This is a genomic window from Streptomyces sp. NPDC051051, assembly GCF_040682975.1.
Lineage (GTDB): Bacteria > Actinomycetota > Actinomycetes > Streptomycetales > Streptomycetaceae > Streptomyces.
In genome coordinates this window covers 60,872-84,722 of sequence record NZ_JBFBCB010000029.1, presented here as the reverse complement: position 1 = coordinate 84,722, position 23,851 = coordinate 60,872, and the positions used below count along the sequence as shown (strand labels likewise).

General features: G+C 72.4%; 20 protein-coding genes, 1 other RNA gene and 1 pseudogene. 9 read left to right on the top strand and 13 right to left on the bottom strand.

Translation table 11 applies throughout. The annotated features are described in order from the left end of the window. The first annotated feature begins 157 nt into the window (after positions 1–157). Complete coding sequence (locus tag AB0N31_RS22240; protein WP_366060130.1) at positions 158–1,015, top strand: MaoC/PaaZ C-terminal domain-containing protein; 858 nt, start codon at positions 158–160, stop codon at positions 1,013–1,015. Positions 1,016–1,159: 144 nt separating this feature from the next. On the opposite strand, the gene AB0N31_RS22235 is transcribed toward AB0N31_RS22240, so the two are convergent. Together AB0N31_RS22235 and AB0N31_RS22230 are read right to left on the bottom strand one after the other, a co-directional pair. Next, positions 1,160–1,318, bottom strand: a complete 159-nt coding sequence (locus tag AB0N31_RS22235; RefSeq protein WP_366060129.1) for a hypothetical protein — start codon at positions 1,316–1,318, stop codon at positions 1,160–1,162. 94 nt (positions 1,319–1,412) lie between these two features. Next, complete coding sequence (locus AB0N31_RS22230; protein WP_366060128.1) at positions 1,413–2,585, bottom strand: hypothetical protein; 1,173 nt, start codon at positions 2,583–2,585, stop codon at positions 1,413–1,415. A 208-nt stretch (positions 2,586–2,793) separates the two neighbouring features. Here AB0N31_RS22230 and AB0N31_RS22225 point away from each other — a divergent pair, with 208 nt between their 5' ends. Genes AB0N31_RS22225 through AB0N31_RS22215 form a run of 3 tightly spaced genes read left to right on the top strand, consistent with a single transcriptional unit; the run spans position 2,794 to position 5,851 of the window. Continuing rightward, the gene (locus AB0N31_RS22225; protein ID WP_366060127.1) at positions 2,794–3,651 is read left to right on the top strand and encodes a Nif3-like dinuclear metal center hexameric protein; all 858 of its coding nucleotides are present in this window, start codon (positions 2,794–2,796) and stop codon (positions 3,649–3,651) included. After that, positions 3,648–4,391, top strand: a complete 744-nt coding sequence (locus AB0N31_RS22220) for a C4-type zinc ribbon domain-containing protein (RefSeq protein WP_366060149.1) — start codon at positions 3,648–3,650, stop codon at positions 4,389–4,391. The genes AB0N31_RS22225 and AB0N31_RS22220 overlap by 4 nt, the downstream gene beginning before the upstream one ends. An 11-nt stretch (positions 4,392–4,402) precedes the next feature. Then, on the top strand, positions 4,403–5,851 hold the full coding sequence (locus AB0N31_RS22215) for a bifunctional RNase H/acid phosphatase (protein ID WP_366060125.1): 1,449 nt from the start codon (positions 4,403–4,405) through the stop codon (positions 5,849–5,851). Here AB0N31_RS22215 and eda read toward each other — a convergent pair. Both eda and yaaA read right to left on the bottom strand, forming a co-directional pair. Then, positions 5,823–6,485, bottom strand: coding sequence for a bifunctional 4-hydroxy-2-oxoglutarate aldolase/2-dehydro-3-deoxy-phosphogluconate aldolase (gene eda, locus AB0N31_RS22210; RefSeq protein WP_366060124.1), 663 nt, complete (start codon positions 6,483–6,485; stop codon positions 5,823–5,825). The two genes, AB0N31_RS22215 and eda, sit on opposite strands and share 29 nt — an antisense overlap. 72 nt (positions 6,486–6,557) lie before the next feature. Then, positions 6,558–7,340, bottom strand: coding sequence for a peroxide stress protein YaaA (yaaA, locus tag AB0N31_RS22205; RefSeq protein WP_366060122.1), 783 nt, complete (start codon positions 7,338–7,340; stop codon positions 6,558–6,560). A 213-nt stretch (positions 7,341–7,553) separates the two neighbouring features. Here yaaA and AB0N31_RS22200 point away from each other — a divergent pair. The 3 genes and pseudogenes from AB0N31_RS22200 to AB0N31_RS22190 form a co-directional block, all read left to right on the top strand. Further along, positions 7,554–7,849 (top strand): annotated as a pseudogene (locus AB0N31_RS22200) (Uma2 family endonuclease); the annotation flags it as partial. A gap of 39 nt (positions 7,850–7,888) precedes the next feature. Further along, positions 7,889–8,289: RNase P RNA component class A (gene rnpB / locus AB0N31_RS22195), an RNA gene on the top strand. Positions 8,290–8,617: 328 nt separating this feature from the next. Then, positions 8,618–10,063 carry an NAD(P)/FAD-dependent oxidoreductase gene (locus AB0N31_RS22190; RefSeq protein ID WP_366060121.1) on the top strand — a complete coding sequence of 482 codons (1,446 nt, stop codon included), beginning with the start codon at positions 8,618–8,620 and terminating at the stop codon, positions 10,061–10,063. Between the two features lie 26 nt (positions 10,064–10,089). Here the strand turns inward: AB0N31_RS22190 and AB0N31_RS22185 are convergent, their stop codons facing one another. Beyond that, positions 10,090–12,051 (bottom strand): chorismate-binding protein, encoded by a 1,962-nt coding sequence (locus AB0N31_RS22185; protein ID WP_366060120.1) that lies wholly within the window; start codon positions 12,049–12,051, stop codon positions 10,090–10,092. A gap of 209 nt (positions 12,052–12,260) precedes the next feature. On the opposite strand from AB0N31_RS22185, the gene AB0N31_RS22180 reads away from it, so the two are divergent. Further along, on the top strand, positions 12,261–13,454 hold the full coding sequence (locus AB0N31_RS22180; protein WP_366060119.1) for an FAD-dependent monooxygenase: 1,194 nt from the start codon (positions 12,261–12,263) through the stop codon (positions 13,452–13,454). A 73-nt stretch (positions 13,455–13,527) separates the two neighbouring features. On the opposite strand, the gene AB0N31_RS22175 is transcribed toward AB0N31_RS22180, so the two are convergent. The 7 genes from AB0N31_RS22175 to AB0N31_RS22145 form a co-directional block, all read right to left on the bottom strand. Then, a complete protein-coding gene (locus AB0N31_RS22175; protein WP_366060118.1) occupies positions 13,528–13,728 on the bottom strand; it encodes a 2-hydroxymuconate tautomerase in 201 nt (66 codons plus the stop codon). 44 nt (positions 13,729–13,772) lie between these two features. Further along, the gene (locus AB0N31_RS22170) at positions 13,773–16,073 is read right to left on the bottom strand and encodes an excinuclease ABC subunit UvrA (RefSeq protein WP_366060117.1); all 2,301 of its coding nucleotides are present in this window, start codon (positions 16,071–16,073) and stop codon (positions 13,773–13,775) included. 63 nt (positions 16,074–16,136) lie between these two features. Beyond that, entirely contained in the window at positions 16,137–17,930 is a 1,794-nt protein-coding gene (locus tag AB0N31_RS22165; protein WP_366060116.1) for a gamma-glutamyltransferase family protein, read from the bottom strand. A 58-nt stretch (positions 17,931–17,988) separates the two neighbouring features. Beyond that, positions 17,989–18,852, bottom strand: coding sequence for a PhzF family phenazine biosynthesis protein (locus AB0N31_RS22160; protein WP_366060115.1), 864 nt, complete (start codon positions 18,850–18,852; stop codon positions 17,989–17,991). Then, on the bottom strand, positions 18,849–19,784 hold the full coding sequence (locus AB0N31_RS22155) for an LLM class flavin-dependent oxidoreductase (protein ID WP_366060114.1): 936 nt from the start codon (positions 19,782–19,784) through the stop codon (positions 18,849–18,851). Before AB0N31_RS22155 ends, AB0N31_RS22160 begins: the two co-directional genes overlap by 4 nt. Positions 19,785–19,834: 50 nt before the next feature. After that, on the bottom strand, positions 19,835–20,788 hold the full coding sequence (locus AB0N31_RS22150) for a hypothetical protein (protein WP_366060113.1): 954 nt from the start codon (positions 20,786–20,788) through the stop codon (positions 19,835–19,837). Beyond that, positions 20,785–21,222: a VOC family protein gene (locus AB0N31_RS22145; RefSeq protein WP_366060112.1), complete on the bottom strand. Its 438-nt coding sequence runs from the start codon at positions 21,220–21,222 to the stop codon at positions 20,785–20,787. Before AB0N31_RS22145 ends, AB0N31_RS22150 begins: the two co-directional genes overlap by 4 nt. Before the next feature lie 328 nt (positions 21,223–21,550). Here AB0N31_RS22145 and AB0N31_RS22140 point away from each other — a divergent pair, with 328 nt between their 5' ends. After that, on the top strand, positions 21,551–22,219 hold the full coding sequence (locus AB0N31_RS22140; protein WP_366060111.1) for an O-methyltransferase: 669 nt from the start codon (positions 21,551–21,553) through the stop codon (positions 22,217–22,219). A gap of 79 nt (positions 22,220–22,298) precedes the next feature. Here the strand turns inward: AB0N31_RS22140 and AB0N31_RS22135 are convergent, their stop codons facing one another. After that, positions 22,299–23,792, bottom strand: a complete 1,494-nt coding sequence (locus AB0N31_RS22135; RefSeq protein WP_366060148.1) for a 4-hydroxyphenylacetate 3-hydroxylase N-terminal domain-containing protein — start codon at positions 23,790–23,792, stop codon at positions 22,299–22,301. Positions 23,793–23,851 lie beyond the last annotated feature (59 nt).

Below are 23,851 nucleotides of genomic sequence, written 5' to 3'. Positions count from 1 at the left end.
CGAACTGACGAGCCGTCGGCATCCTGCACGCCTGTCGGGCGCCGGGCTATACAGAGGGCGCCGGACCGGAACGCGTTCCGGATCCGCCCGTGACGACCTCGGCGCGGCCGACGGCGCGGACGGTCGCGCCGAGGTCTCGAGACCCGCCAGGAGCCCCATGCCCATCGACGCAGCCAAGGCGCTCGCCGCCGCACCCCGGACCGGCGGGATCGCCTGGGACCACAAGGACGTCCTGCTCTACCACCTCGGCATCGGCGCCGGCGTCCCCGCCACCGACCCCGGCGAACTGCGCTACACGCTGGAGTCCCGGCTGCACGTCCTGCCGAGCTTCGCCACCGTCGCGGGCGGCGGCCCACCCGGCGTGATCGGCGCACTGTCCCTGCCCGGCGTCGACGTCGACCTCGCCCGCGTCCTGCACGGCGGCCAGTCGCTCACCCTGCACCGTCCGCTGCCCGCCGAGGGCACCGCCACCGCCGCCGACCGCATCACCGCCGTCCACGACAAGGGCGAGGCCGCCGTCCTCGTCACGCGCACCGAGGTCACCGACGCGAACGGGCCGCTGTGGACGAGCGACGCCCGGATCTTCGTCCGGGGCGAGGGCGGCTGGGGCGGCGACCGGGGCCCCTCGGCCCGGCTCGACCCGCCGGCCGGCGACCCGGACCGGACCGTCGAACGGCACCTTCGCGAGGACCAGGCCCTCCTCTACCGCCTCTCCGGCGACTGGAACCCGTTGCACGCCGACCCCCGCTTCGCGAGGGCGGCCGGCTTCGACCGGCCCGTCCTGCACGGCCTGTGCACCTACGGGGTGACCCTCAAGGCGGTCGTCGACACCCTGCTCGACGGGGACGTGACGCGGGTGCGCGCCTACGCCACCCGGTTCGCCGGGGTGGTCTTCCCGGGAGAGACCCTCCGCATCCGCATGTGGCGCGGTGAGGGGGCGGTCCGGGTCGCCGTGAGTGCCGTGGAGCGGGGCGACGCGCCCGTGCTCGCCGACACGGTCGTCGAACACCGCTGAACCGGCCGGCGTCCGAGGGCAGAGGGGGCCCGAGGGGGGAGACGTCCGCGGCGACGGAGGTACGGGCGCCGCGGCGGAAGGGGTGACGACAACAGCTGTGGGCCCGGCCCGCCGAACGGCGGACCGGGCCCACAGGCGTGACCGTCAGACAGCGGCGTCGGCCTTCTCCTCGGCCGGCTTGCGGTGCCGGCCGAGGGGAGCGGACTCGCCGTCGTGGGACGAGACCGGGCCCCGGTGCCTGCCGTGACCGGTGTCCTCCTGCGTGTCGGTGGACCACGGCTGCATCGTGCTTGTGTCGCTCATCGGAAGTGTTCACCCCGTCAACATGATCTTTTTCAGCCGGGAGAGTTTATCCGGCGGACCTCGGGGTGGATCCAGGCGGCCACGCCGACCGCCGCTACTTCGTTACAAGCCGTGCCAGGGGCGCCTGTTGGAGCGGTACGGGCCGGGGTGCGACAGGTTCCGGAGGTTCCGGTTCCAGCGCCTCGGCGCCGGTGTCGGGGACGCCCTCGGCGGTGTCGTCCGGGCGCTGTTCCGCGCGCGCGGCCGGCACCGCCACCCGCGCGACCCCGCAGGGCTCCGCCTCCGTCGCGTACGGCAGCCGCAGCACCCCGTCCTCCGTCCACAGGCCGCTGCCCGCCAGCCAGCCCCGCGGCGCCGCGAACTCGCGCAACCGCCGGTCCGCCGGACGCCACACCCCGACCCAGCTCCCGAACGGGCCGTCGACGCGCAGGGCCACCGCACAGTTCTCCGGCACCAGCACCTGACCCGGCTGGACCGCGAACGGCGTCAGCGCGCGGCCGGTGAGCCGCAGCGACCGGGGGAAACGCACCGGCAGGGTGCTGCCCAGCACCCCCCAGCCGAGCCGGGGCTCACCGGGCGACGGCGCGTCCGAGCTGATCAGGAGCAGTCCGCTGTCCGGGGCGGCGAGCAGCAGCCGGTCGTCGCTGCCGGCGGTGATCTGGAGCAGCGGGGACACCTCGCCGCCCCGCTCCAGGTCCACCACGACCGTCTTGGTGCGGCCCTCCGTCTCACGGTCCAGGGCCAGCATGCGGCCGGTCCGGTCCAGCCACACCCCGCCCGAGCAGCGGCCCGGGATCTCGGCGAGGTGCTCGGGGCCGAAGGCGCCGCCCGCCACCAGCCACAGCGCCGTCGAACGCCGGCCCACGGCGGCGGCGTACGCCCGCTGCCCGCCCGGCGCCGGGGGCAGCAGCCGCAGGACGGTGTCCCCGTCCGGGCACTCGACCGTGCCCAGCGGCAGCTCACCCGTGCCGGGGCCGGTCGGGTACAGCAGGGAGAAGGCGTGCCGCCCCTGCGACAGCCGGCGGATCAGGACCCGCCCGTCGGCCATCGGCTGCACCTCCGTGCCGGGCTCCTCCGGCTGGTGGGAGGGCAGCGGTACGGCGTACGGCTCGGGGCCGTCCAGTGTCCAGCGCTCCGGGAACCAGGAATCGCCGTCGCGGGCGAGACGTGCGGCGTAGGTGCCGTCCGCCGTGATCGCGCAGGGCGCGTGCGGCGTCGGGTCGTCGTCCCCGGTCTCCGCGGTGGGTTCGATCGCACAGGCCGTCATCGTTCGGTCACCTCCGGCGACGAAGCTAGTTTTCGTACGCGCGGGCGGGGCGTCGGCGGGCGGGGACTTCGCTCGTACGAGTGGCGCAGAAGCGATTCTGCTCCGGGTGTTGTGGGGGGTGTGCATGGGCTTGGGGCGGTGTGTCCCCCCGCCCGCCCGCCGACCGGCGGCGGTTCAGGGGCGCGGGGCGGCCAGGTAGCCTTTCCCCGTGCCCCGTCTGTCTGAAGTCATCGCCGCGCTGGAGAACCTGTGGCCCGCCGAGCGGGCCGAGTCCTGGGACGCGGTCGGCACCGTCGTGGGCGAACCCGGTCAGGACGTCGAGCGGGTCCTCTTCGCCGTCGACCCCGTCCAGGAGATCGTCGACGAGGCGGTGGAGCTGGGCGCCGACCTGATCGTCACCCATCACCCGCTCTACCTCCGCGGGACGACGACCGTCGCGGCCTCCACCTTCAAGGGCCGTGTCGTGCACACCCTCATCAAGCACGACATCGCCCTGCACGTCGCCCACACCAACGCCGACACCGCCGACCCCGGTGTCAGCGACGCCCTCGCCGGCGCCCTCGACCTGCGCGTCGTGGGACCCCTCGTGCCCGACCCCGGCGACCCCGACGGGCGCCGCGGCCTCGGCCGCATCTGCGAACTCGACCACCCGCTCACCGTCCGCGAGTTCGCCGCCCGCGCCGCCGAGCGGCTGCCCGCCACCGTGCAGGGCGTCCGGGTGGCGGGCGACCCGGACGCGACCGTACGGACCGTCGCGGTCAGCGGCGGGTCCGGCGACAGCCTCTTCGACCACGTCCGCGCCGCGGGCGTCGACGCCTTCCTCACCGCGGACCTGCGCCACCACCCGGTGTCCGAGGCCCGCGAGCACGGCGCCCACGGCGCCCACACACCTCTCGCGCTGCTCGACGCGGCGCACTGGGCCACCGAGTGGCCCTGGTGCGAGCTGGCCGCAGCCCAGCTCGACGAGATCTCCGACCGCCACGGCTGGGGTCTGCGGGTCCACGTCTCGAAGACGGTCACCGACCCCTGGACCAGCCGATTCCCTTCACCTGGAGCCCCCAACTGAACGCCGCGCCCGCCGACCAGATCCGACTCCTCGACGTCCAGGACCTCGACGTCCGCCTCCAGCAGCTCGCGCACAGGCGCCGCTCGCTGCCCGAGCACGCCGAGATCGAGTCGCTGACCAAGGACCTCACGCAACTGCGCGACCTCCTGGTGGCCGCGCAGACGGAGGAGAGCGACACCGCCCGCGAGCAGACCAAGGCCGAGCAGGACGTCGACCAGGTCCGTCAGCGCGCCGCCCGCGACCAGCAGCGCCTCGACTCCGGCGCCGTCACCTCCCCGAAGGACCTGGAGAACCTCCAGCGCGAGATCGTCTCCCTCGCCAAGCGCCAGGGCGACCTCGAGGACGTCGTCCTGGAGGTCATGGAACGCCGCGAGGCCGCCCAGGAGCGGGCCGCCGAGCTGACCGAGCGCGTCGGCTCCGTCCAGGGCCGGATCGACGACGCGACCGCCCGCCGCGACGCCGCGTTCGAGACGATCGACGGCGAGATCGCCTCCGTGACCAAGGAGCGCGAGGTCATCGCCGCCACCGTCCCCGCCGACCTGCTCAAGCTCTACGACAAGCTGCGCGGGCAGCAGGGCGGCGTCGGCGCGGCCAAGCTCTACCAGCGCACCTGCCAGGGCTGCCGCCAGGAGCTGGCGATCACCGACATCAACGACATCCGCAAGGCCGCCCCCGACACCGTCGTGCGGTGCGAGAACTGCCGCCGGATCCTGGTGCGGACCTCCGAGTCCGGCCTGTAGGGGCGGCCGGGGTGCGGGAGTTCATCGTCGAGGCCGACGGGGGGTCCCGGGGCAACCCGGGGCCTGCGGGCTACGGCAGCGTGGTCATCGACGCGGCGACGGGGGAGACCCTCGTCGAGCGGGCCGAGTACATCGGCATCGCCACCAACAACGTCGCCGAGTACCGGGGGCTGCTGGCCGGCCTGCGCGCCGCCCGCGAACTGGACCCCGCCGCCCCGGTGCGCGTCCGCATGGACTCCAAGCTCGTCGTCGAGCAGATGTCGGGCCGCTGGAAGATCAAGCACCCCGACATGAAGCCCCTGGCCGCGGAGGCCGCCCGGATCCACCCACCGGGCCAGGTCACCTACGAGTGGATCCCCCGGGAACGGAACAAGCACGCCGACCGCCTGGCCAACGAGGCGATGGACGCCGGCAAGCGGGGCGAGCAGTGGGACGCCGGGGCGTCCGGGGCGGCGCTCGCCACCTCTGCCGGCCGGTCCTGGACCGCCCCGGCCGACCTCCCGCCCCCGGGGCCGCCCGGAGACGCGGCCGCCGGCGCGGCGAGGGCCCGCCAGGCCCTGGCGAGGGGACGTACGGCCGGCGCCTCGACCCCTGCTGAGGGGGTGGACGGGGCAGTGGCTGCCACGGGGGACGCGGCGAGGCCCTCGCCTTCCGCCGGGCAGTCCGGCGACGTGACCGCGGCCGTCAACGCCCTTCCCGCCACCATCCCTTCCGACGCGGACCGCCGCGCCGCCCGCACCCTCGCGTCCGCCTCCACCGCCGCCGCCGCCACTCCCGCTGCCGCGGCCGGGCAGGCGCAGCCCACGGTCGGCTGGGGGTCCGCCCCCGACCTCGGGGCGCCCGCCACCCTCGTACTGCTCCGGCACGGCGAGACGCCGCTCACGCCCGAGAAGCGGTTCTCCGGGAGCGGGGGGAGCGATCCCGCGCTCTCGGCCGTCGGGCGGGAGCAGGCCGAGCGGGTCGCGGCGGCGCTGGCCCGGCGGGGCACGGTCCAGCACATCGTCGCCTCGCCGCTCGCGCGGACGCGGGAGACCGCCGCCGCCGTCGCGGCCCGGCTGGGGCTGGAGGTCGCCGTCGACGACGGGCTGCGCGAGACGGACTTCGGCGCCTGGGAGGGGCTCACCTTCGGTGAGGTCCGCGAGCGCCACCCCGACGACCTGAACGCCTGGCTGGCCGACCCGGAGGCCGAACCGACCGGCGGCGGCGAGAGCTTCGCGGCGACGGCGACCCGGATCGCCGCCACCCGTGACCGGCTGGTCGCGGCGTACGCGGGGCGTACGGTCCTGCTGGTCACCCACGTGACCCCGATCAAGACCCTTGTCCGGCTCGCCCTGGGCGCCCCGCCGGAGTCGCTGTTCCGGATGGAGCTGTCGGCGGCCTCACTGTCGGTCGTCGCGTACTACGCGGACGGCAACGCCAGCGTCCGTCTCCTCAACGACACGTCCCACCTGCGCGGGTGAGCCGCGAGGCGGCCCGCGCCAGGTCCGTCACCCGCGTCCAGTCCCGCGCCGCCACCGCGTCCGCCGGCACCATCCAGCTGCCGCCGACACAGCCGACGTTGGGCAGGGACAGGTACTCCGCGGCGTTGTCGGGGCCGATGCCGCCGGTCGGGCAGAAGCGGGCCTGCGGCAACGGGCCGGCCAGCGACCGCAGGTAGGGCGTACCGCCCGCCGCCTGCGCGGGGAAGAACTTCATCTCCCGCACCCCGCGTTCCAGCAGCGCCACGACCTCCGAGGTGGTCGACACCCCGGGCAGGAAGGGCAGCCCGGACGCCCGCATCGCCGTCAGGAGCGCGTCCGTCCAGCCGGGGCTGACGAGGAACCGCGCCCCGGCCGCCCGGCAGTCCGTCACCTGTTCCTGCGTGAGCACCGTCCCGGCCCCCACCACCGCGTCCGGCACCGCGCCGGCGATCTCGCGGATCGCGTCGAGGGCGGCCGGGGTGCGCAGGGTCACCTCGATCGCCGGCAGCCCGCCCGCGACCAGTGCACGGGCCAACGGCACCGCGTCGACGACGTCCGCCACGACCACCACGGGCACGACGGGGGCGAGATCCAGTACCGAGGCGGCCGAAGGGGAGGGCGGGGGTGAGCTCATGCGCCTCATCCTGCCCTTGGGGTGCACTCCACGCAAAGGTCGTTGCAGATGGTGCAACGAGGCCGGTCGGTGTCAGTGGATCTCGTCCACCAGCACGTCCAGCGTCCAGGTCGCCCCCGCCCGCGCGGGCGCCTGCTCCTCCACCGTGTGACCGAGATCCCGCAGCGCCACCACCAGGGCTGCCGGGTCCTCGGGGGTGATGCCCGCCGTCAGCAGGCTCCGCACGATCCGGCCCTTCGTCGCCTTGTTGAAGTGGCTGACCACCTTCCGGGTCGGCGCGTGCAGCACCCGCACGCTCGCCGTCCGCGCGGCCACCTCCCCCTTCGGCCTCCACGCCGCCGCGTACGCCGCCGACCGCAGGTCCAGCACCAGCCCGTCCCCGGCCGCCTCGGGCAGCACCTGAGCCATCGGCGCCCGCCAGTGCGCGCCCAGCGCCCCCAGCCCCGGCAGCCGCACCCCCATCGAGCAGCGGTACGACGGGATGCGGTCCGTCACCCGCACGGCACCCCACAGCCCCGAGAACACCAGCAGCGAACGAGCCGCCCGGCGCTGGGCGGCCGCGTCGAGCGACGCCAGGTCGAGGGCGTCGTACAGCACGCCCGTGTAGACCTCCCCGGCCGGCCGCGTGCCCGCGGTGCGCAGCCCGGCGTTCTTCGCGATCTCGCCCCGCAGCCCCTCGCTCAGCCCGAGCACCTCGCGCGCCTTCTCCTCGTCCCCGGCGCACAGCTCGACCAGCTCGCCCAGCACCGCCTCCCGCGCGGCGGCGAGCCCCGGCAGCGACAGCGACTCCGGCTTCAGCGGGGCGCCACGGCCGGGAGCGGCCTTTCCTTCGGACGGGGGCAGCAGGACCAGCACGCGCGTTTCTCCTTCGGACAGAACTCCACGCCAGCGTAAGGGGTGCCGGTTCGCGTCACGGCGGGGCCGAGCGAGCGGTGTCCCGACGGCAACGGCGCTCGTGTGCCACGGTCGTGGGAACGGTGCCCGATCCCACGGACGGGTGATCCACCGATGCCCCGGTCCGGCGAGCGACCGAAGGAGGGGCGTGACGTGACTGCCATGGCCCACTTCGCGCCCCTGGATCTCGACGTCATCGGGAACGCCGGCCCCTGGATGCCCTGTGACGGCATCGCCATGGTGCTGGAGGTGACGTCCACGAAGCCCACACCGCTGACCGCGAGGCCAAACGCCGCTGCCACGCCCGCGCAGGCATCCCCCATCACCTCCTCGTCGACCGCGACACCTTCCAGGTCACGATCTTCGGCGACCCGAGGCGCGACGACCACCGGGAGCACACCACACTCCCCTTCGGCAGACCCCTCACCCTCCCCGAGCCCTTCGCCTTCGACCTGGAGACCGCGGACTTCCTCCGAGCCGTCGCCCGGTACCATGGTCCGCACGGCAGACGAGCCGGGCGGACGGCCGCGTGAAGCCCCCAGGGCTTCCCGAGGAACGTCCGGGCTCCACAGGGCAGGGTGATGGCTAACGGCCACCCGGGGTGACCCGCGGGACAGTGCCACAGAAAACAGACCGCCAGGGGCTTCGGTCCCCGGTAAGGGTGAAACGGTGGTGTAAGAGACCACCAGTGCCCAGGGCGACCTGGGCAGCTAGGTAAACCCCACCCGGAGCAAGGTCAAAAGGAGCGCCGTGAAAAGCGCTCTGCGCGGACGTTCGAGGGCTGCCCGCCCGAGTCCGCGGGTAGACCGCACGAGGCCGGCGGCAACGCCGGTCCTAGATGGATGGCCGTCTCCCCGGCCGCCGCGAGGCGACCGGGTGACAGAACCCGGCGTACAGCCCGACTCGTCTGCCGCTGCCTGCGGCTTTCGCTCCGAAGGGGCCCTTGATCCGCGTCGCGGGCCCCTTCGGACTTTCCAGGCCCCGCCACGGCAGGGGGGGGCGAACAGTCTCTCGGAGGTCCCACGGGCAGCGCCGGAAGTCCCTGAGCGGTCCCTCGGCGAAGAGGTCGGGAGCCGTCTCGTCAAGGTGTGCGAGCGGCCTGCCGGGACGCGGTCTTCCCCCACCCAACTGGCCTGCTTCACAGGTGTGTTGTGTGGACATGGGTCGGTCGGCAGGTGGTACACGGGCCAGGAGCACGAGGAGCACTGCTGTTCGGTTGACCGGAACGGAGAACGCCCATGCGTGAAGCCACGCAGACGGAAGTACGCCGCGCCTTCGACAGCGGCATGCCGGGTCTACGGCCCCCGCGGTCCGTGATCGTCATCGGCGCCGGCCTCGCCGGCCTGGCCGTCGCCTACGAACTCGCCGCGCGGGACTGCGAGGTGACCGTCCTGGAAGCGGACACCCGGCCCGGCGGGCGCGCCTACACGTTACGGGCTCCGTTCGCCGACGGACTGCACGCGGAGGCGGGGGCGATGACGCTGACGCCGCACTGTCACTACGCGATGCACTACCTGCGCGAACTCGGTGTGGAGACGGAGACCGCCGATCTCTTCGACACCACCTTCTCCTACTTCGCCCAGGGGCGGTTCTTCACCCCCGACCCGGAGGCGGTGGCGGCAGCGGGACTGGCACTCCACCCGCACGAGGAGAAACTCGGCGTCGCGGGCATGATCGAGCGGTACGTGACCGCCGTCGCCGACAGCCTCCAGCCGGACCTCAGCGCCCCCGACTGGGAGGCCACCGAGCTGCTCGCCCCCTACGACCGGCGATCCGTGCACCAGGTCCTCACGGACCGCGGCGCCTCCCAGGCGGCCATCGATCTCATGGAACCCATGTTCCTGGAGATGCGCGGAGGCGACCTGAAGACGGCGTCCGCGCTTTCCTGGCTGCGCCACGAGGCGAGCCCGCACTCGCTCGGCAACGCCGACCCCCGCTGGGCGAAGGTGAAGGGCGGCACCGACCGGTTCCCGCAGGCGTTCGCGGAGCGGCTCAAGAGCAGGATCCACTACCGCCGTCCCGTGGTCCGCGTCGAACAGGACGAGGAGTGGGTCCGGGTCACCTGCCTCGACCACGGCCGCCTGCGGACCATGGAAGCCGAACGGGTCGTCGTCACCGTCCCGTTCAGCGCGATCCGGCACATCGACTTCACCGAGGCGGGTCTCTCCGACGCGAAGCACGACGCGATGCGCCGGGTGAAGTACTCGTCCGTCGTCCGGGTGTACCTCCAGATGCGCCGCCAGTTCTGGCCGCAGCGGAACGCGAGTTTCTCCACCGACCTGCCCATACGCTGGATACGCGACGCGACGCCCCGGCTGCCGGGACCCAGGAAGATCATGGAGTGCCTGATGACGGGCTGGCGTGCCAGGGCGGTCTCCGTCATGACGGAGGAGGAGCGCCAGAACTTCGTGCTCACCGAACTCGACCGGATGCTCCCCGGCGCCCGCGACCACTTCGAGACCGGCGCGTCCGTCTGCTGGGACGAACGGCCGTACGCGGAAGGGGCGTACATCCTTCCCGAACGCGGGCACAGCGCTCTGCTGCCGGTGATCCGCAGGCCGGAGGGGCGCGTCCACTTCGCCGGGGACCACGCCGGCTTCGAACCCAACGGCGGCTCGATGACCTTCGCCCTGGAGTCCGCGGCCCGCACCGTCCTGGAGCTCGGTCTGACCGGTACCCCCTGAGGACGGTCCGGCAGGGCCGGTCGGGTTCAGCTCAGGAGCGAGCGCAGCACGTCGGCCCCGCAGGTGGTCATGACCGACTCGGGGCGGAACTGCACGCCCCGGACGGCCGCGCCGTGCATCGCGATCAGCTCCCGCCCGTCCGGGCCCAGGCACAGGGTGGACGGATCGTGGCGCGCGGGCACGGCGCCGGCCGGGTCGGACGTGACCGCGTAGGTGTTGCGGAATGCGGCCGTGACCAGCCGGCCGAAGACCTCGACGTCCCTGCCGAGTCCGGAGCCGGTCCTGGCCGTGACCCGCGCGTCCGGTACGGCGGCGAGTGCGAGCAACTGGAAGCCGAGCCCCACCCCGGCCACCGGGGCGCAGCCCTGCGGCCGCCCTCGTACGAGGGACGCGCTCACCTGTCGGAGCACCGCCATCCGGGGGCTGTCGGGGTCGTCGGGCCGGCCCGGCCCGGAGGCCAGCAGCACGGGCCCCCGGTGCCGTGACAGGGCGTCGCCCGCGTCGGGATCCCCGTACCGGACCACCTCGACCGGCCCGTGCACCGAGGCCACCATGTGGACCAGGGCGGTCAGGTCCTCCCCGCCCGTGTCGAGCACCAGCACCCGGCCGGCACGCGCCGTCGGCGCCCTCCCGCCGTTCGTCCAGAACGACGAGAACGCCGCGTGCCGCCGGACCAGGGCGTCCCGGACGGGCCCGTGGGCGTCCGGGCCGTCGCCGCCCGGCCCGCCCGCACCGGGGGCGGTGCCGTCAGGCCCGCGGCGCAGGGGGGAGGCCCCCGGGGGCGGCTGCGTCGTGAGAGCCGTCAGCAGGGCACGTGCCTTGGTCCGCGTCTCGGCCGCCTCCGACTCCGGTGACGACCGGCTGCCGATGGTCGCCCCCACCGACAACCGGGCACGGCCCAGGTGATCGATGTCCAGGGTGCGCAGCACCGCCGCGGAGTCCAGCTCCTCGCCGCCCCGGTCGTCGCGGCCGATCAGTGCGAGGAGCCCGCCGTAGTACCCCCGGCCGGTCGTCTCGTAACGCTGGATGGCACGGCACGCCTCGGCATACGGGCTTCCCACCGCCGTGGAGGCGAACAGCGCCCGCGACAGGGTCTCGCGGGCACTCGCCACCGCGGGTCCGCTGATTCGGCACTGCGTGTGCAGCAGATGGGCCATCCTCCGCAGGAACGGCCCCTCCACCCGCACCCCCGGGCCGGCCAGCGCGCACAGCACCGTCAGCTCCGCGTCCAGCGTGGTCGCCAGTTCCTCGGACTCCTTGCGGTCGGCGAGGAAGGCGAGCAGTTCCCCGGTGCGCGGCCCGCGAGGCGGATAGCGGTACGTACCGCACAGGGGGTTCATCACCACCCGGTGGTCCTCGATGACCACGTGGCCCTGCGGGGTCGCCCCCACCAGGGTGGTGGGCCGCTCGCCCCCGGTGTGCACCAGGAACGTCCAGTACGCTCCCGATTCGGTGGTCAGCAACCGCCTGAACAGCTCCACCGCGACCGCCGGGCGGAAGCCGGGCAGTCGGGCGGTGTAGTCGCGCCGGAGCAGGACGTTCAGCCCCCCGCGGGCCGCGTCCGAGGCGGCGAACTCGCGTACCAGCCCCTCGTAGTGGGCGTCGTCCGTCGTGAAACCCGCGTCCTGCCACCGCACCGGCCCGCCGCCGCGGCCGGTGAGCGCCTCCTCCGGCAGCACGTGGTGCTCGGAGATCCGCAGGACGCGCAGGGGGGTGTGGTCGTCGTGGCATCGCAGGCCGTGCGCGGCCACCTGCCGGAAGGGCACCAGGACCAGCGCGCCGGGGCCCCGCGAGGCGTCGGCCGCTGCGGTCTCCTCCAGCGAGCGGACGGTCTCCATCTCTCCGAACAGCACCTCCACCGGGCCCGGCCCGTGCGCTCCGGCGCGATGCCTGCGCACCAGGGCGAAGGGCGGCGGGGCCGCCCCGTACAGACGTTCCAGTACGCGAACGCGGCTCATGCCGGTGACGTCGACGTCCGTCGGTCCCATGGGCCGGTCTCCCTTCTCGCTCCGCCGGACGGTGGTCCGCAGATCCGTCTGATTCAACTGGTTTCCCAACGGATAGTATTTATGGTCTGACATGCTTCAAGTCGCCCGTCAGAAGGGCCACTTGCTCCGGCCGAGCCGATTCCGCAGGCCGGACGCCAGGTCTGCCCCGCGCGCCACCGAGTCACTCGACCGAGTCCCAGTGAGGTGTCATGCGTATCGCGATCATCGGAGCCGGCCCCGGCGGCCTCTACACGGCCGCACTCGTCAAGCGGCTCCGGCCCGGATGCGAGATCGACGTCTGGGAGGCCAACGCCCCCGACGAGACCTTCGGCTTCGGCGTGGTCTTCTCCGAGGGGGCGCTCGGCGGCATCGAGGCGGCCGACCCCCGGCTGTTCGCCCGCCTCGCCGCCGAATGCGCGCAGTGGTCCAGGATCGACGTCCACCACCGTGGCCGGATCATGCGCAACGGAGGCTACCGCTTCTCGGCGATCGGCCGGCGCGTCCTGCTGGGCATGCTGCGCACGCGCTGCACGGAACTGGGTGTGACCATCCGCTACGGTAAGCGCGCCCCCGAAGCGGCCCTGCTGGCCGGGACGTACGACCTGGTGGTGGCGGCCGACGGCGTCAACTCCTCGACGCGCGAAGCCCACTGCGAGGAGTTCGGCACCGAAGGGGGCAAGCGCGGATCGCGGTACCTGTGGCTCGGCACCGACCGGACCTTCACCGCCCTGACCTTCGCCGTCGCCGACACGGAGTTCGGCTCGATGCACGCACACGCCTATCCCTACGCCCCCGGGCTCAGCACGTTCATCGCCGAGGTCGACGACCGCGTCTGGGAGGCCGCCGGGTTCACCGGGCGGGACGCCGGCGCGCCGGGCGGCGGCCCGGTCGGCGGCGGGGCCGACGTCGACCGGATCGCCGGATTCTTCGCCGACGTGCTGGAGGGCCACCGGCTGCGGACGAACAGGTCCAGGTGGGGGCGCTTCACCGTGGTCCGCAACCGGCGTTGGAGCCACGGCACCATCGCCCTCCTCGGGGACAGCGCGCACACCACGCACTTCTCCATCGGATCGGGGACCAGGCTGGCCATGGAGGACGCCCTGGCCCTCGCCCTGGCGGTGGACGAACACGGAGCGGTGCCCGAGGCCCTCACCGCCTACGAGACGGAGCGCAGGCCGGACGTGGAGTCCATGCAGCGCACCGCGCGGATCAGCCAGGAGTGGTTCGAGGAACTGGACCGGTACACGGACCTCGGCCTGGAGGCGTTCAACGCCCACCTGATCACCCGCAGCGGGCGGCTCACCCAGGACGACCTGCCGTCCTGGTCCCCAGACCGCGTCGAGCTGATCCGCGACCGTTTCGCCCGCGCCGACAGCCGGCTTCGCGGCACCGCCGCCCGCTGACCGGGCGGTCACCGCGACGGGCCCCTCGGCCGAAGTGGCGGAGGGGCCCGTCGCCCTGTTCCCCGGCACCGGGTCACGAGGGGGCGGAGCGCCGCTCGGCCACTGACCTGCCGCCCACGAACCAGTGCGTCGGCGACGACTCCTCCACGATCACCCGCACGGCGTCCGCCGGGGTGCCGAGGGTCTCGTGCACCGCGGCGGTGAGCGCCCGGCCGAGGGACGCCAGCTCCTGCGGCGACCGTCCCTCCAGCAGAGTGACGTGGATGAGAGGCATGCCTGACTCCTTCCGGCAGGGACGTGCTGCGGGTGGGACGTGCTTCAGGACGACGTGTCCTTCCGGTCGCGCAGGTCCGCGGCGAGACTGCGGCCCGTGTGCGAGTCCTTCTTCCGGACCAGCTCGGCGGGCGTGCCCTCGAACACCACACGCCCCCCGTGGGTGCCGGCCTCCGGACCGAGGTCGACCACCCAGTCGGCGTGCTTGACCACGTCGAGGTCGTGCTCGATCACGATCACGGTGTTGTCGCTGTCCACGAGCCGGTCGAAGAGTTCCAGCAGCCGGCCGACGTCGCTCATGTGCAGGCCGGTGGTCGGCTCGTCGAAGACGTAGACGCTGCCTGTCTCCTTGAGGCGGTGCGCCAGCTTGAGCCGTTGCCGCTCGCCGCCGGAGAGCGTGGACAGCGGCTGGCCCAGGGTCAGGTAGCCGAGCCCGACCTCGGTGAGGAGGGCCAGCTTCCGCAGGGCGGGCGCGTCGTCGAAGAAGCCCGCCGCCTCCTCGACCGTCATGTCCAGGACGTCGACGACGGTCCTGCCGTCCACGGTGTGGCGCAGGGCCTCGTCGTTGAACCGCCGGCCGTCGCAGCGCTCGCACACGGTGGTGACCGGGTCCATGAAGGCCAGGTCCGTCTCGATGACACCCTTGCCCTTGCACTCCGGGCAGGCGCCTTCCGAGTTGAAGCTGAACAGGCCCGGTTTCTCGCCCGAGGCGCGGGCGAACCGCCGCCGCAGGGTGTCCATGATGTCGGTGTACGTGGCCGGGTTGGAGCGCAGGGAGATGCCGACCGACGACTGGTCGATCACGATGGTCCCGGGGTGCTGCGCGATGAACACCTTGGAGATGAGGGTGCTCTTGCCGGAACCGGCCACACCGGTCACCGCGGTCAGCACCCCGGTGGGGATGTCGACCGTGACACCGCGCAGATTGTGCAGGTCGGCGTCGCGAACGGTCAGGGCGCCGGTGGGGGAGCGGTACCGCTTCTTGAGCCCGGGAATGCTCCTCAGCTGCTTGCCGGTCACCGTGCGGGACCCGCGCAGACCCGCCGGGGTGCCCTCGAACGTCACCTCGCCGCCGTCCCGGCCGGCCCCGGGACCCATGTCGATGACGTGGTCGGCGATCGCGATGACGTCCCGGTCGTGCTCCACGACCAGCACGGTGTTCCCCTTGTCGCGCAGCGCGAGCAGGATCTCGTTCATGCGGCGCACGTCTCGCGGATGGAGGCCGACACTGGGCTCGTCGAAGATGTACGTGAGACCGGTCAGGCTGCTGCTCAGGTGCCGCACCATCTTGAGTCGTTGAGCCTCGCCGCCGGACAGGGACGTGGTCTGCCGCCCGAGGGACAGATAGCCGAGCCCGACGGACTGGATGCGCTCCAGCGCGGCCCGCGCGCCCGCCACCACCGGCTTGACGGACGGCGTGTCCACGCGGGCGAGCCGCTCGATCAGCTCGGTGATCTCCATCGCGGTGAAGTCCGCGATGTTGTCCCCGTCGATGCGTGAGGCGAGGGCCGCCTGGTTGAGCCGGCCGCCGTGGCAGACGGCGCAGGGGCCCTGGGTCACCACCCGTTCGATCGCCTCGCGCTCCTTGCCCTTCGCGTGGTCGAGGCCGGGTTTGATGTACCGGCGGGTGAAGCGCTCGACGATCCCCTCGTACTCGTTCTTGTACACGCCGTTGCGGCCGACCCGGTCGACGGTGAACCCCTTGCCGTGCAGCAGCAGTTCGCGGTCCTTCGCGGAGAAATCGCGTAACGGCAGGTCCGGGTCGAAGAGCCCGGACTCGCCGTAGAGCTGCCACTGGAAGGTGCCGACCGCGAACGACGGGAAGCCGATGGCCCCCTCGTTGAGGCTCTTGCTCTCGTCGAGCAGCCGGTCGAGTTCCAGCCGCACCGTCGTGCCGAGCCCCTGGCACGCCTCGCACATGCCGCGCGGGTCGTTGTAGGAGTACAGATGGGAGGGGCCCGCACTGGGGCTGCCCGCTCGGGAGAAGAGCACCCGCAGCATGGGCAGGATCTCGGTCATCGTGCCGACCGTGGAGCGGGCGTTGCCGCCGACCTGCCGCTGGTCGATGACGATCGCCGTGGAGAGGTTCTCCATCACCTCGGCGTCCGGCCGCTCGTACTTGGGCATCCGGTTGCGGACGAAGGCCGGCAGGGTCTCGTTGAGCTGCCGCTGGGACTCGACCGCGATGGTGTCGAACACCACCGACGACTTCCCCGATCCGGAGACCCCGGTGAAAACGGTCAGTTTCCCCTTCGGGATGTGCAGGTCGACGCCCTTGAGATTGTTCTGCCGGGCCTCGCCCAGAACGATGAAGTCCTCGGGGTCGGTCTTCCGGTGAGCCGCCATGTCAGCCCCTTCCGCAACTGAACGGGTGGTTTCCACGGGGAAACCATTTCATGTGCTCTCCTTCTACCCGGCGACCGCGTAGGCCTGCGCGCCGCGCGGGCTGGCCGCTCCGAGCACCAGGCCGTCGCCCGTCAGACCGGTGGCGCACACCTTGCTCAGCGAGTAGTCGGGCGCCAGCCCCACCTCGTGGCCCCGCCGCCGCAGCAGCTCCAGCTCCTCGGCCGGCCAGCCGCTCTCCAGCACCACGGTCCCGGGGCGGAACCGGCGCGGGGCGAACGACGTGGGCACGTGGTCGGTGTGGAAGGTCCGCGCCTCGATCGCCGCCTGCGGGCCCATGCCGTGCTCCACGTGGTTCAGGAAGAAGCCCAGGGTCCACTGGTCCTGCTGGTCGCCGCCCGGTGTGCCGAACGCCAGCTGCGGCTGTCCGTCCCGCAGGACCATGGTCGGGCTGAGCGTGGTGCGCGGGCGCTTGCCCGGCGCCAGCGTGTTGGTGTGACCCGGCATCAGCGTCGCCATCTGCCCGCGGGTACCGAGGGGGAAGCCCAGCCCCGGTATCACCGGAGAGCTCTTGAGCCAGCCGCCGCTGGGCGTCGCCACCACCATGTTGCCCAAGGCGTCGGTGGCGGTGACGCAGCAGGTGTCGCCGGTGGCGGCGGTCAGCTTCATGATGGCCGGAATACCCTGTTCCAGCTCACCGAGCCAGGCCGGGTCCGCCGGTGCGGCACTCTCGTCGTGCAGCGGCGGGAGCAGGGGCTCGCGCCCGTCGGGCCGGCCCGGCCGCAGCTCGCCGGAGGCCTCGGACCCGATGAGCGCGCGCCGTTCGGCGGTGTACGCGGGGTCCAGCAGGGCCCGCATCGGCACGTCCGCGCAGGCCGGGTCGCCGTACCACGCCTCGCGGTCGGCGAACGCGAGCTTGGCGGCCTCGACCACCGTGTGCACGTATGCGGCACTGCCCGGCCCCATTCCGGCCAGGTCGAAGCCCTCCAGCAGCGCCAGTTGCTGGAGGAAGACCGGCCCCTGCGACCACGGGCCCGCCTTGTGCACCGTACGGCCCCGGTACTCCAGGCTCAGTGGCCGTTCCAGCCCCGGCCGCCACGCGGCCATGTCCGCCCCGGTCAGCAACCCGCCGTTGCGCCGCCCGGTGGAGTCCATCTCCTCGGCCTTGGCCAGATAGGTGTCGATCGCCTCCGCCACGAAGCCGGTGTAGAACACCTCCGTCGCCGCGTCGATCCGGCCCTCGCGGTCCCGCCCCGACGCCTTCGCCTCGCTGACGATGCGCCGGAAGGTCCGGGCCAGGACGGGATTGGTGACCCGCTCCCCGGCCCGCGGAGCGACGCCTCGCCTCAGGTACGTGCGGCCCGACTCCGTCCAGGTGTCGCGGAAGAGTTCGGACAGCGCGCCGATCATGGCCGCCGCCTTGGGCAGCAGGGGGTAGCCCCGTTCCGCGTACCCGATGGCGGGCTCCAGTACGACCTCCAGAGGCAGCGTGCCGTACTCCTTGAGCAGCCGGAGCCAGGCGCCGAAGGCCCCCGGGACGACGGCCGGCAGCAGTCCGGAACCGGGGATCACGGCCAGGCCCCGCTCGGTGAAGGCGTCCACGGTCGCCGCCGCGGGCATCGGTCCCTGCCCGCAGATGACGTCGACCCGGCCGGACCCGGAACGGTGGGCGAGGATGGGCACGTCGCCGCCCGGCCCGTTGAGGTGCGGTTCCACCACCTGGATGACGAAGGCGGCGGCGGCCGCGGCGTCGAAGGCGTTGCCGCCGCGATCGAGCATCGACATTCCCGCGGTGGAGGCCAGCCAGTGAGTGGACGCCACGGCACCGCGGGTGCCGTGCAGTTCCGGTCGGAAAAGCACCTGGGGAACTCCCTTTCTCTTCGTACTCGTACGAGGTCTCGGCGGGCGGGTCCGGCGGTCAGAGCCGTCCCGGTGCGGCCAGCCGGCCGGACGCGGTGGCGGTGACCCGGCCGTGGACCGTGGCGGCCGTGGCCCGCCCCTCCCGCAGGTCCACGGTGCAGGAGAGGGTGGCCGGCCGGCCAAGGCCCTCGCCCTGGAGAACCCGGTAGGCGTACCGGCCGTCCGTGCCGGGCAACGCCTTCTCCATGGCCAGCCAGGCGCCGAGCCCCAGGGCGGCGGAGGCGCAGGCCGGGTCCTCGGGCATGCCGTATCCGGGCGCGAACACCCGGACGCGGGCCGTCCGGCTCTCGTGGTCGTACGCGACGAGCACCGCGTCGGGGCAGTCCTCCCAGACCGGGTCGGTCAGGTCGGCCGATGCCCCGGCCAGCGCCTCCCCGCGTACCGGCAGGAAGTGGAAGGCCGGTCCGAAGCCGGTCAGGTGCGGTGTCGCGGAGAGGTCGGAGCCGGACAGGCCGCACGCCGCCAGGAGCGGACGGTGATCCCACTCGGGCCGCGACAGCGGCGTACCCCCGACGGCCAGGGCGGAGCCGTCGGACCCGGCCGTCACGGTGAGCTGCCGGCCGCCGCACTCCTGTACCGCCTCGCCGGGCGCCAGCCGTCCGGTGCGGACCAGCACGCTGGCCGTGCCCACCGCGCTGTGGCCCCCGAACGGCGACTCCCCGGCCGGCGTCATCACCCGGACCCGGTAGGCGGATCCCGGCAGGTCGGGCGGCAGGACGAACGCCGTCTCGGTCAGGGCGATCTCCCGGGCGACGGCGAGCATGTCCGCCTCCGAGAGCCCCTGCGCGTCGGGTACGACACCGAGGGCGCAGCCGTTGAACGGGACGTCGGTGAACATGTCGACGATCTCGTATCCGATCATCGTCCGCCTCCTGCGGTGTTGTGCCGTGCGGTGGCGCCCGTGGTCCGCGGGCGGGGGAGGAGCACCTCCTCCGCGACGGCCTCCAGCACGCGCGGATCGCCCTGGTACGGGAAGGACGCGCGCGGCCAGTGCACGACCAGGTCGGTGATGCCCAGCTCGCCGAACCGGCCCACCGCGTCCCGGTAGGACTCGACGGAGTCGAGCACTCCGCCGACCAGGGCACCGGTCAGCAGGAGCCGGTTCAGCGTGGCCGGGTCGCGTCCGGTCGCGGCGCAGGCGGCGTCCAGGCGGTCCAGCTGGCGTGCGATGTCGGGCAGCGCCTTCTCGTAGGGCAGGGCGTCGAAGCGGCCCGGCGGTCCCGCGGTGATCCAGGTGTCCGCCTGCCGGGCCGCCAGCCGCATGCCGCGTGGCCCGGTCGCGGCGACGGCGAACGGCGCCCGGGGACGCGTCAGGCATCCCGGGTTCACGGGTACGTCGCGGAAGTCGTAGTGGGTGCCCGCGTACGAGGAGACCCGGTCGGTGAGCAGCCGGTCCAGCGCCTCGACGAACTCGGCGAAGCGGTCGGCGCGTTGCCGCGGGGTGCGTTCGGCAGGGTCCACCACCCGGTCGTCCAGGCCGCCCGCCCCGGCACCCAGGCCGCAGACGAACCGCCCCCCGGCGATGTCCTCCAGCGACATCAGCTCCTTCGCCAGCGTCACAGGATGGCGGTAGGTGGGGGTGGCGACCATCGTGCCCAGCGTGATCCGCGAGGTGACGGCGGCGGCGGCGGCCAGTGTGGGCACACAGGCGAACCAGGGTTCGTCACGCAGCCACCGCCACATCAACTGGTCGTAGGTCCAGGCGTGGTCGAAGCCGAGGCGCTCGGCCAGGACCCACTGATCGCGGGCCTGCGACCAGCGCCGTTCGGGCAGGATCACCACTCCGTGACGCACTCGTTCCTCACTCCGTTCCGTGTCGGGCGTCTCCCTGCGGTGACGGCCGGTCAGGGTGCGGTGCTGTGCAGCACCTTCGGCTTGAGCTGCCGGGCGGCGATGTCGATCCGGCTCAGGGTCGTGTGGAAGTCCCTTTCGTAGCGCCCCACCTCCGCGCTCCGCAGTTCGTCGGGGAAGGCCGCGTCCTCCTCAGGCGTGAGGCCCGGGTAGAGCCCGTTGGTCGCGACGTCGAGCGAGATCGCGCGCAGCCGGCTCCGTAACTGGTCGACCAGCTCCACCGCGCCGACCGGCGCCCGCAGGGTCAGGAAGTAGTGGTCGTAGAGCAGCGCCTGTGTCTCGGGGTGCGTCGGCGTGGTCTCCGCGGCGGACTCCTGGAGCAGTGACCGGCCGCCGGGCACCAGTTTGGCCGCCACCCCCGCGTGCACCGTGTGGTACGTCCGGACGGCCTGCTTGAGCTTCTCGCCCTCGGGCGTGCTGTCCCACTCCGTCTTCTTGCCCCTCAGCAGCCCCCGTACGGGCACGAAGTCCGGGGCCCAGGTGCCGCTGAAGCTGCGGTGCTGGAGGTACATGCTGGGGCGGATGACCGTGCCGTAGACCTCGGCCGGGCAGGAGCTGGTGTAGAGCAGCATCGAGGTGTAGGCGTCGGTGAGGTCCGTCATCGCGCGCAGGGACGGGGTGGGATCGGTCCGGGTGCGGGCCTGGTGCAGGGCGTGCGCGGTCAGCTGCCAGACGGCGAAGGTGGCCTGGTGCCCCGTGATCCAGCGGAACCAGAAGAGCTGGTGGGAGAAGTCGGTCGTGGAGAGGGCCGCACCCGCCCGCGGGCAGACCGTGCTCCGGTCCACGAGGGACTCGTCGGCCGGCAGCACGTCGGGTATGTCGTACCCGGCCCCGGGCGTCGGCGGCTCGGGCAGGGTCAGCGGTTCCAGGCCGTACGGGAAGTCCCCGAAGTCCCAGCCGTCGGGCACGGGCAGTTCGGTCACGGTGCGGTGGACACGCGTGTTCATCGGTCTCCTCCTGGCGGGACGTAGGTGAACTCGAACTCCAGCCCGTTGACGTCCAGGACGTAACAGCTCTGCACGCCGTCCGCGTCGGTGACGATGTCGGTGGGTCGTTCCTCGCCGGCGAAGGTGTAGCGGCCGGACTCGTACAGGTGGAACCAGCGGTCACGCCAGGCCCGCAGCTCCTCGGCCGATCCGGTGGACAGGCAGATGTGCTGGAACTGGCGGGTGTTGCCGCCGGGGACGGCGTCGTCGTGCCCGGTGCGTTCGAAGAGGTGGAAGCGCAGCCCGGCCACCACCAGCTCGGTCAGCCGGGTGATGCCGGGCAGACGGCTCAGGGTGAGGTCGGAAAACGTGTCCAGGGTCCAGTTCGGCCGGCAGCCGAAGAACTCCTGGTACCAGGCGACGCAGTTGTCGAGGTCGCCCGTCTGCACTCCCACGTGGTGAAGCTTCGGTACGAGGTCGAGGCCCGTCGGTCGCTCGGTCGCGGTCCGGGTTCGAGGCAAGGTACTGCGCTCCTCTCGTTCCGAGAGAGATCGAATATTCTTCTTTTCCTCATTCTGGTTCAGGCTAGCGATTGCCCAGAAATCCGGTCAAGTAACGAAGGGGAATTCCTGGAGTTTTCCGATCCGATGGGGGAGGTGTTATGGAGGAGAATTTCAGGGCAGCTCGAATCGACGCGTCGGGCATCCGTCGGCGTCGTCAATTCTTGCGAAAATTTCCTTGAATGCTTGTCCGGTCCCCTCCTTTCCGGGGAATACTGGTGTCATGACACAGAATCAGTGGAGCGCGGTGGACGACTACTTCGATGCGGTTCTCGGCGACGAGGACCCCGCACTGGCGGCCGCCGCCCAGGCGCACATCGCATTCGATCTCCCCGATATCGGGGTCTCCCGGACCCAGGGGAAACTGCTGCATCTGCTGGCCCGCATCCAGGGTGCCGAGCGCATTCTCGAGATAGGCACCTTCGGCGGATACAGCACCATCTGGCTCGCCCGGGCGCTGCCCCCCGGCGGGCGGCTGGTCACCATCGAGTGGGAGCGCACGTTCGCCGAGGCCGCCGCCGGCCACCTGGAACAGGCCGGCGTCGCCGGCGTCGTCGAACAGCACGTGGGCAGGGCGCTCGACATCCTGCCCACCCTCGCGAAGGCCGGCGGCCCGCCGTTCGACCTGGTCTTCATCGACGCCAACAAGCCCGACACCCCGGAGTACTTCACCTGGGCGCTCGAACTCTCCCGCCCGGGCGGAGTGATCGTCGTCGACAACGTGGTGCTCGGCGGAGCGGTCGCCGAAGCCGGCGACCCGGACGGAGGTGTCCGGGGAATGCGGCGGTTCCACGAGATGCTGGCCGCCGAGCCCCGGGTCAGCGCCACCTCGATCCAGACGGTGGGAGGCAAGGGGTACGACGGGTTCACCCTGGCACTGATCCTGCCCTGACGCACCGCAGGGCCCTCGGGGGCGGCGGCGGACCGGACACCGGCCGCAAGCCGCCCCCGAAGGCGGTCCGCCCCGGCACTCATGCCTGGTCGGGCCCGATCAGGTCGGGAGCGGTCCAGCCGTCCAGGTCGTACTCCGCCATGCACTCCTCCGCGAAACCCCGGTAGCCGTCGACCAGGCCGGAGGCCGTCTGGGCCATCAGGAGCTCGATGCGCACGTTCTCGTGGTTGCCCGAGTAGTTGCGCTCGTACAGTTCGTGCCGCCCCGCGAACTCCGTGCCCACCGAATCCCAGATCAGCTTCATCAGCTTGACCCGCTCCACCGAGTCGTATCCGTTCGAACCCCGCATGTACCGGTCCAGATACGGTCGCAGCTCGGGGTTCTGGAAATCCTTGGCGTGCGAGTTCAAATAGATGAGACCGCTGCTGAGATCCTGCAGGATGATCTCGCGTACGCGCGGATATCCGATGGTCATGAACCAGCGGTACGCCATGCCGTAATCCAGGTTCGGCAGCAGCCCGCCGTCGTGCCACGCATTCGGATTGTGCGCCATCGCGTCACTGAGGCCCCAGAACATGTTGCGCCAGGCGAGTACCTCGCCGACCCGCGTCTGAATTCCCCGGAAATCCTTCGTTCCGGTCACGTCCAGTCCCTTGAGCAGCAGACCGGCCAGGAAATCCAGCTTGACCGCGAGCCGGGTGACACCGTGGAACGTCAGCCGGTGCGTGAACCCGGACGTGTTCAGGAAGGTGCCGGCCTTCGCCGTGTCCCCGTAGATGAAGACGTTCTCCCAGGGGATCTTCACCTTGTCCAGGATGAAGACGGTGTCGTTCTCGTCCAGCCGGCTCGACAGCGGATAGTCGAACGGGCTGCCCATGCGGTTGGCGGCCAGCTCGTACGACTGACGGCAGATCAGCTTCACCCCCGGCGCGTCCATCGGCAGCGTGGCCACCAGGGCGAACTCCTTCTTCTTCACCGGCAGGCCGTAGTGCGCCACGAAGTTGAAGTGGGTCAGGGCCGACCCCGTGGCCACCACCTTCGCCCCGCTGACCACGAGGCCGTCGTCGCACTCCTTCTCGACGTGCACGAACACGTCGTCGACCTCGTCCGGCGCCCGGTGGCGGTCCACGGGCGGGTTGATCACCGCGTGGTTCCAGAACAGCACCCGCTCCTGCGCCTCGGCGTACCAGCGCCGGGCGTTGTCCGCGAACTCCCCGTAGTACTCCGGGTTCGCGCCCAGCGTCACCAGGAAGCTCGCCTTGTAGTCCGGGCTCCGCCCCATCCAGCCGTAGGTGAGCCGGGCCCACCGGGCGATCGCGTCCCGGTCCCCGACCATGTCCTCCACACTGCGCGGCACCCGGTAGAACTTGTGCGTGAAGCCGTCGCTGCCCGTGTCGGTGGACGTGGTCAGCGTGTCGTGGTGCTCGGGGTCGTGCAGGGCGTCGTACAGGCGCGCCGTCATCCGCGCCGTGTTGCGGAACGCCGGGTGTTTGGTGACGTCGTCGACCCGTTCCCCGTACGCCCAGATCTCCCGGCCGTCCCGGATGCTCTCCAGATACTCGTCACCGGTCATCGGCCGGGTCACGCGGCGCGGTGCCGCGTCCGTCCGGTCGCCGGAGTCCGCCGCCGTGC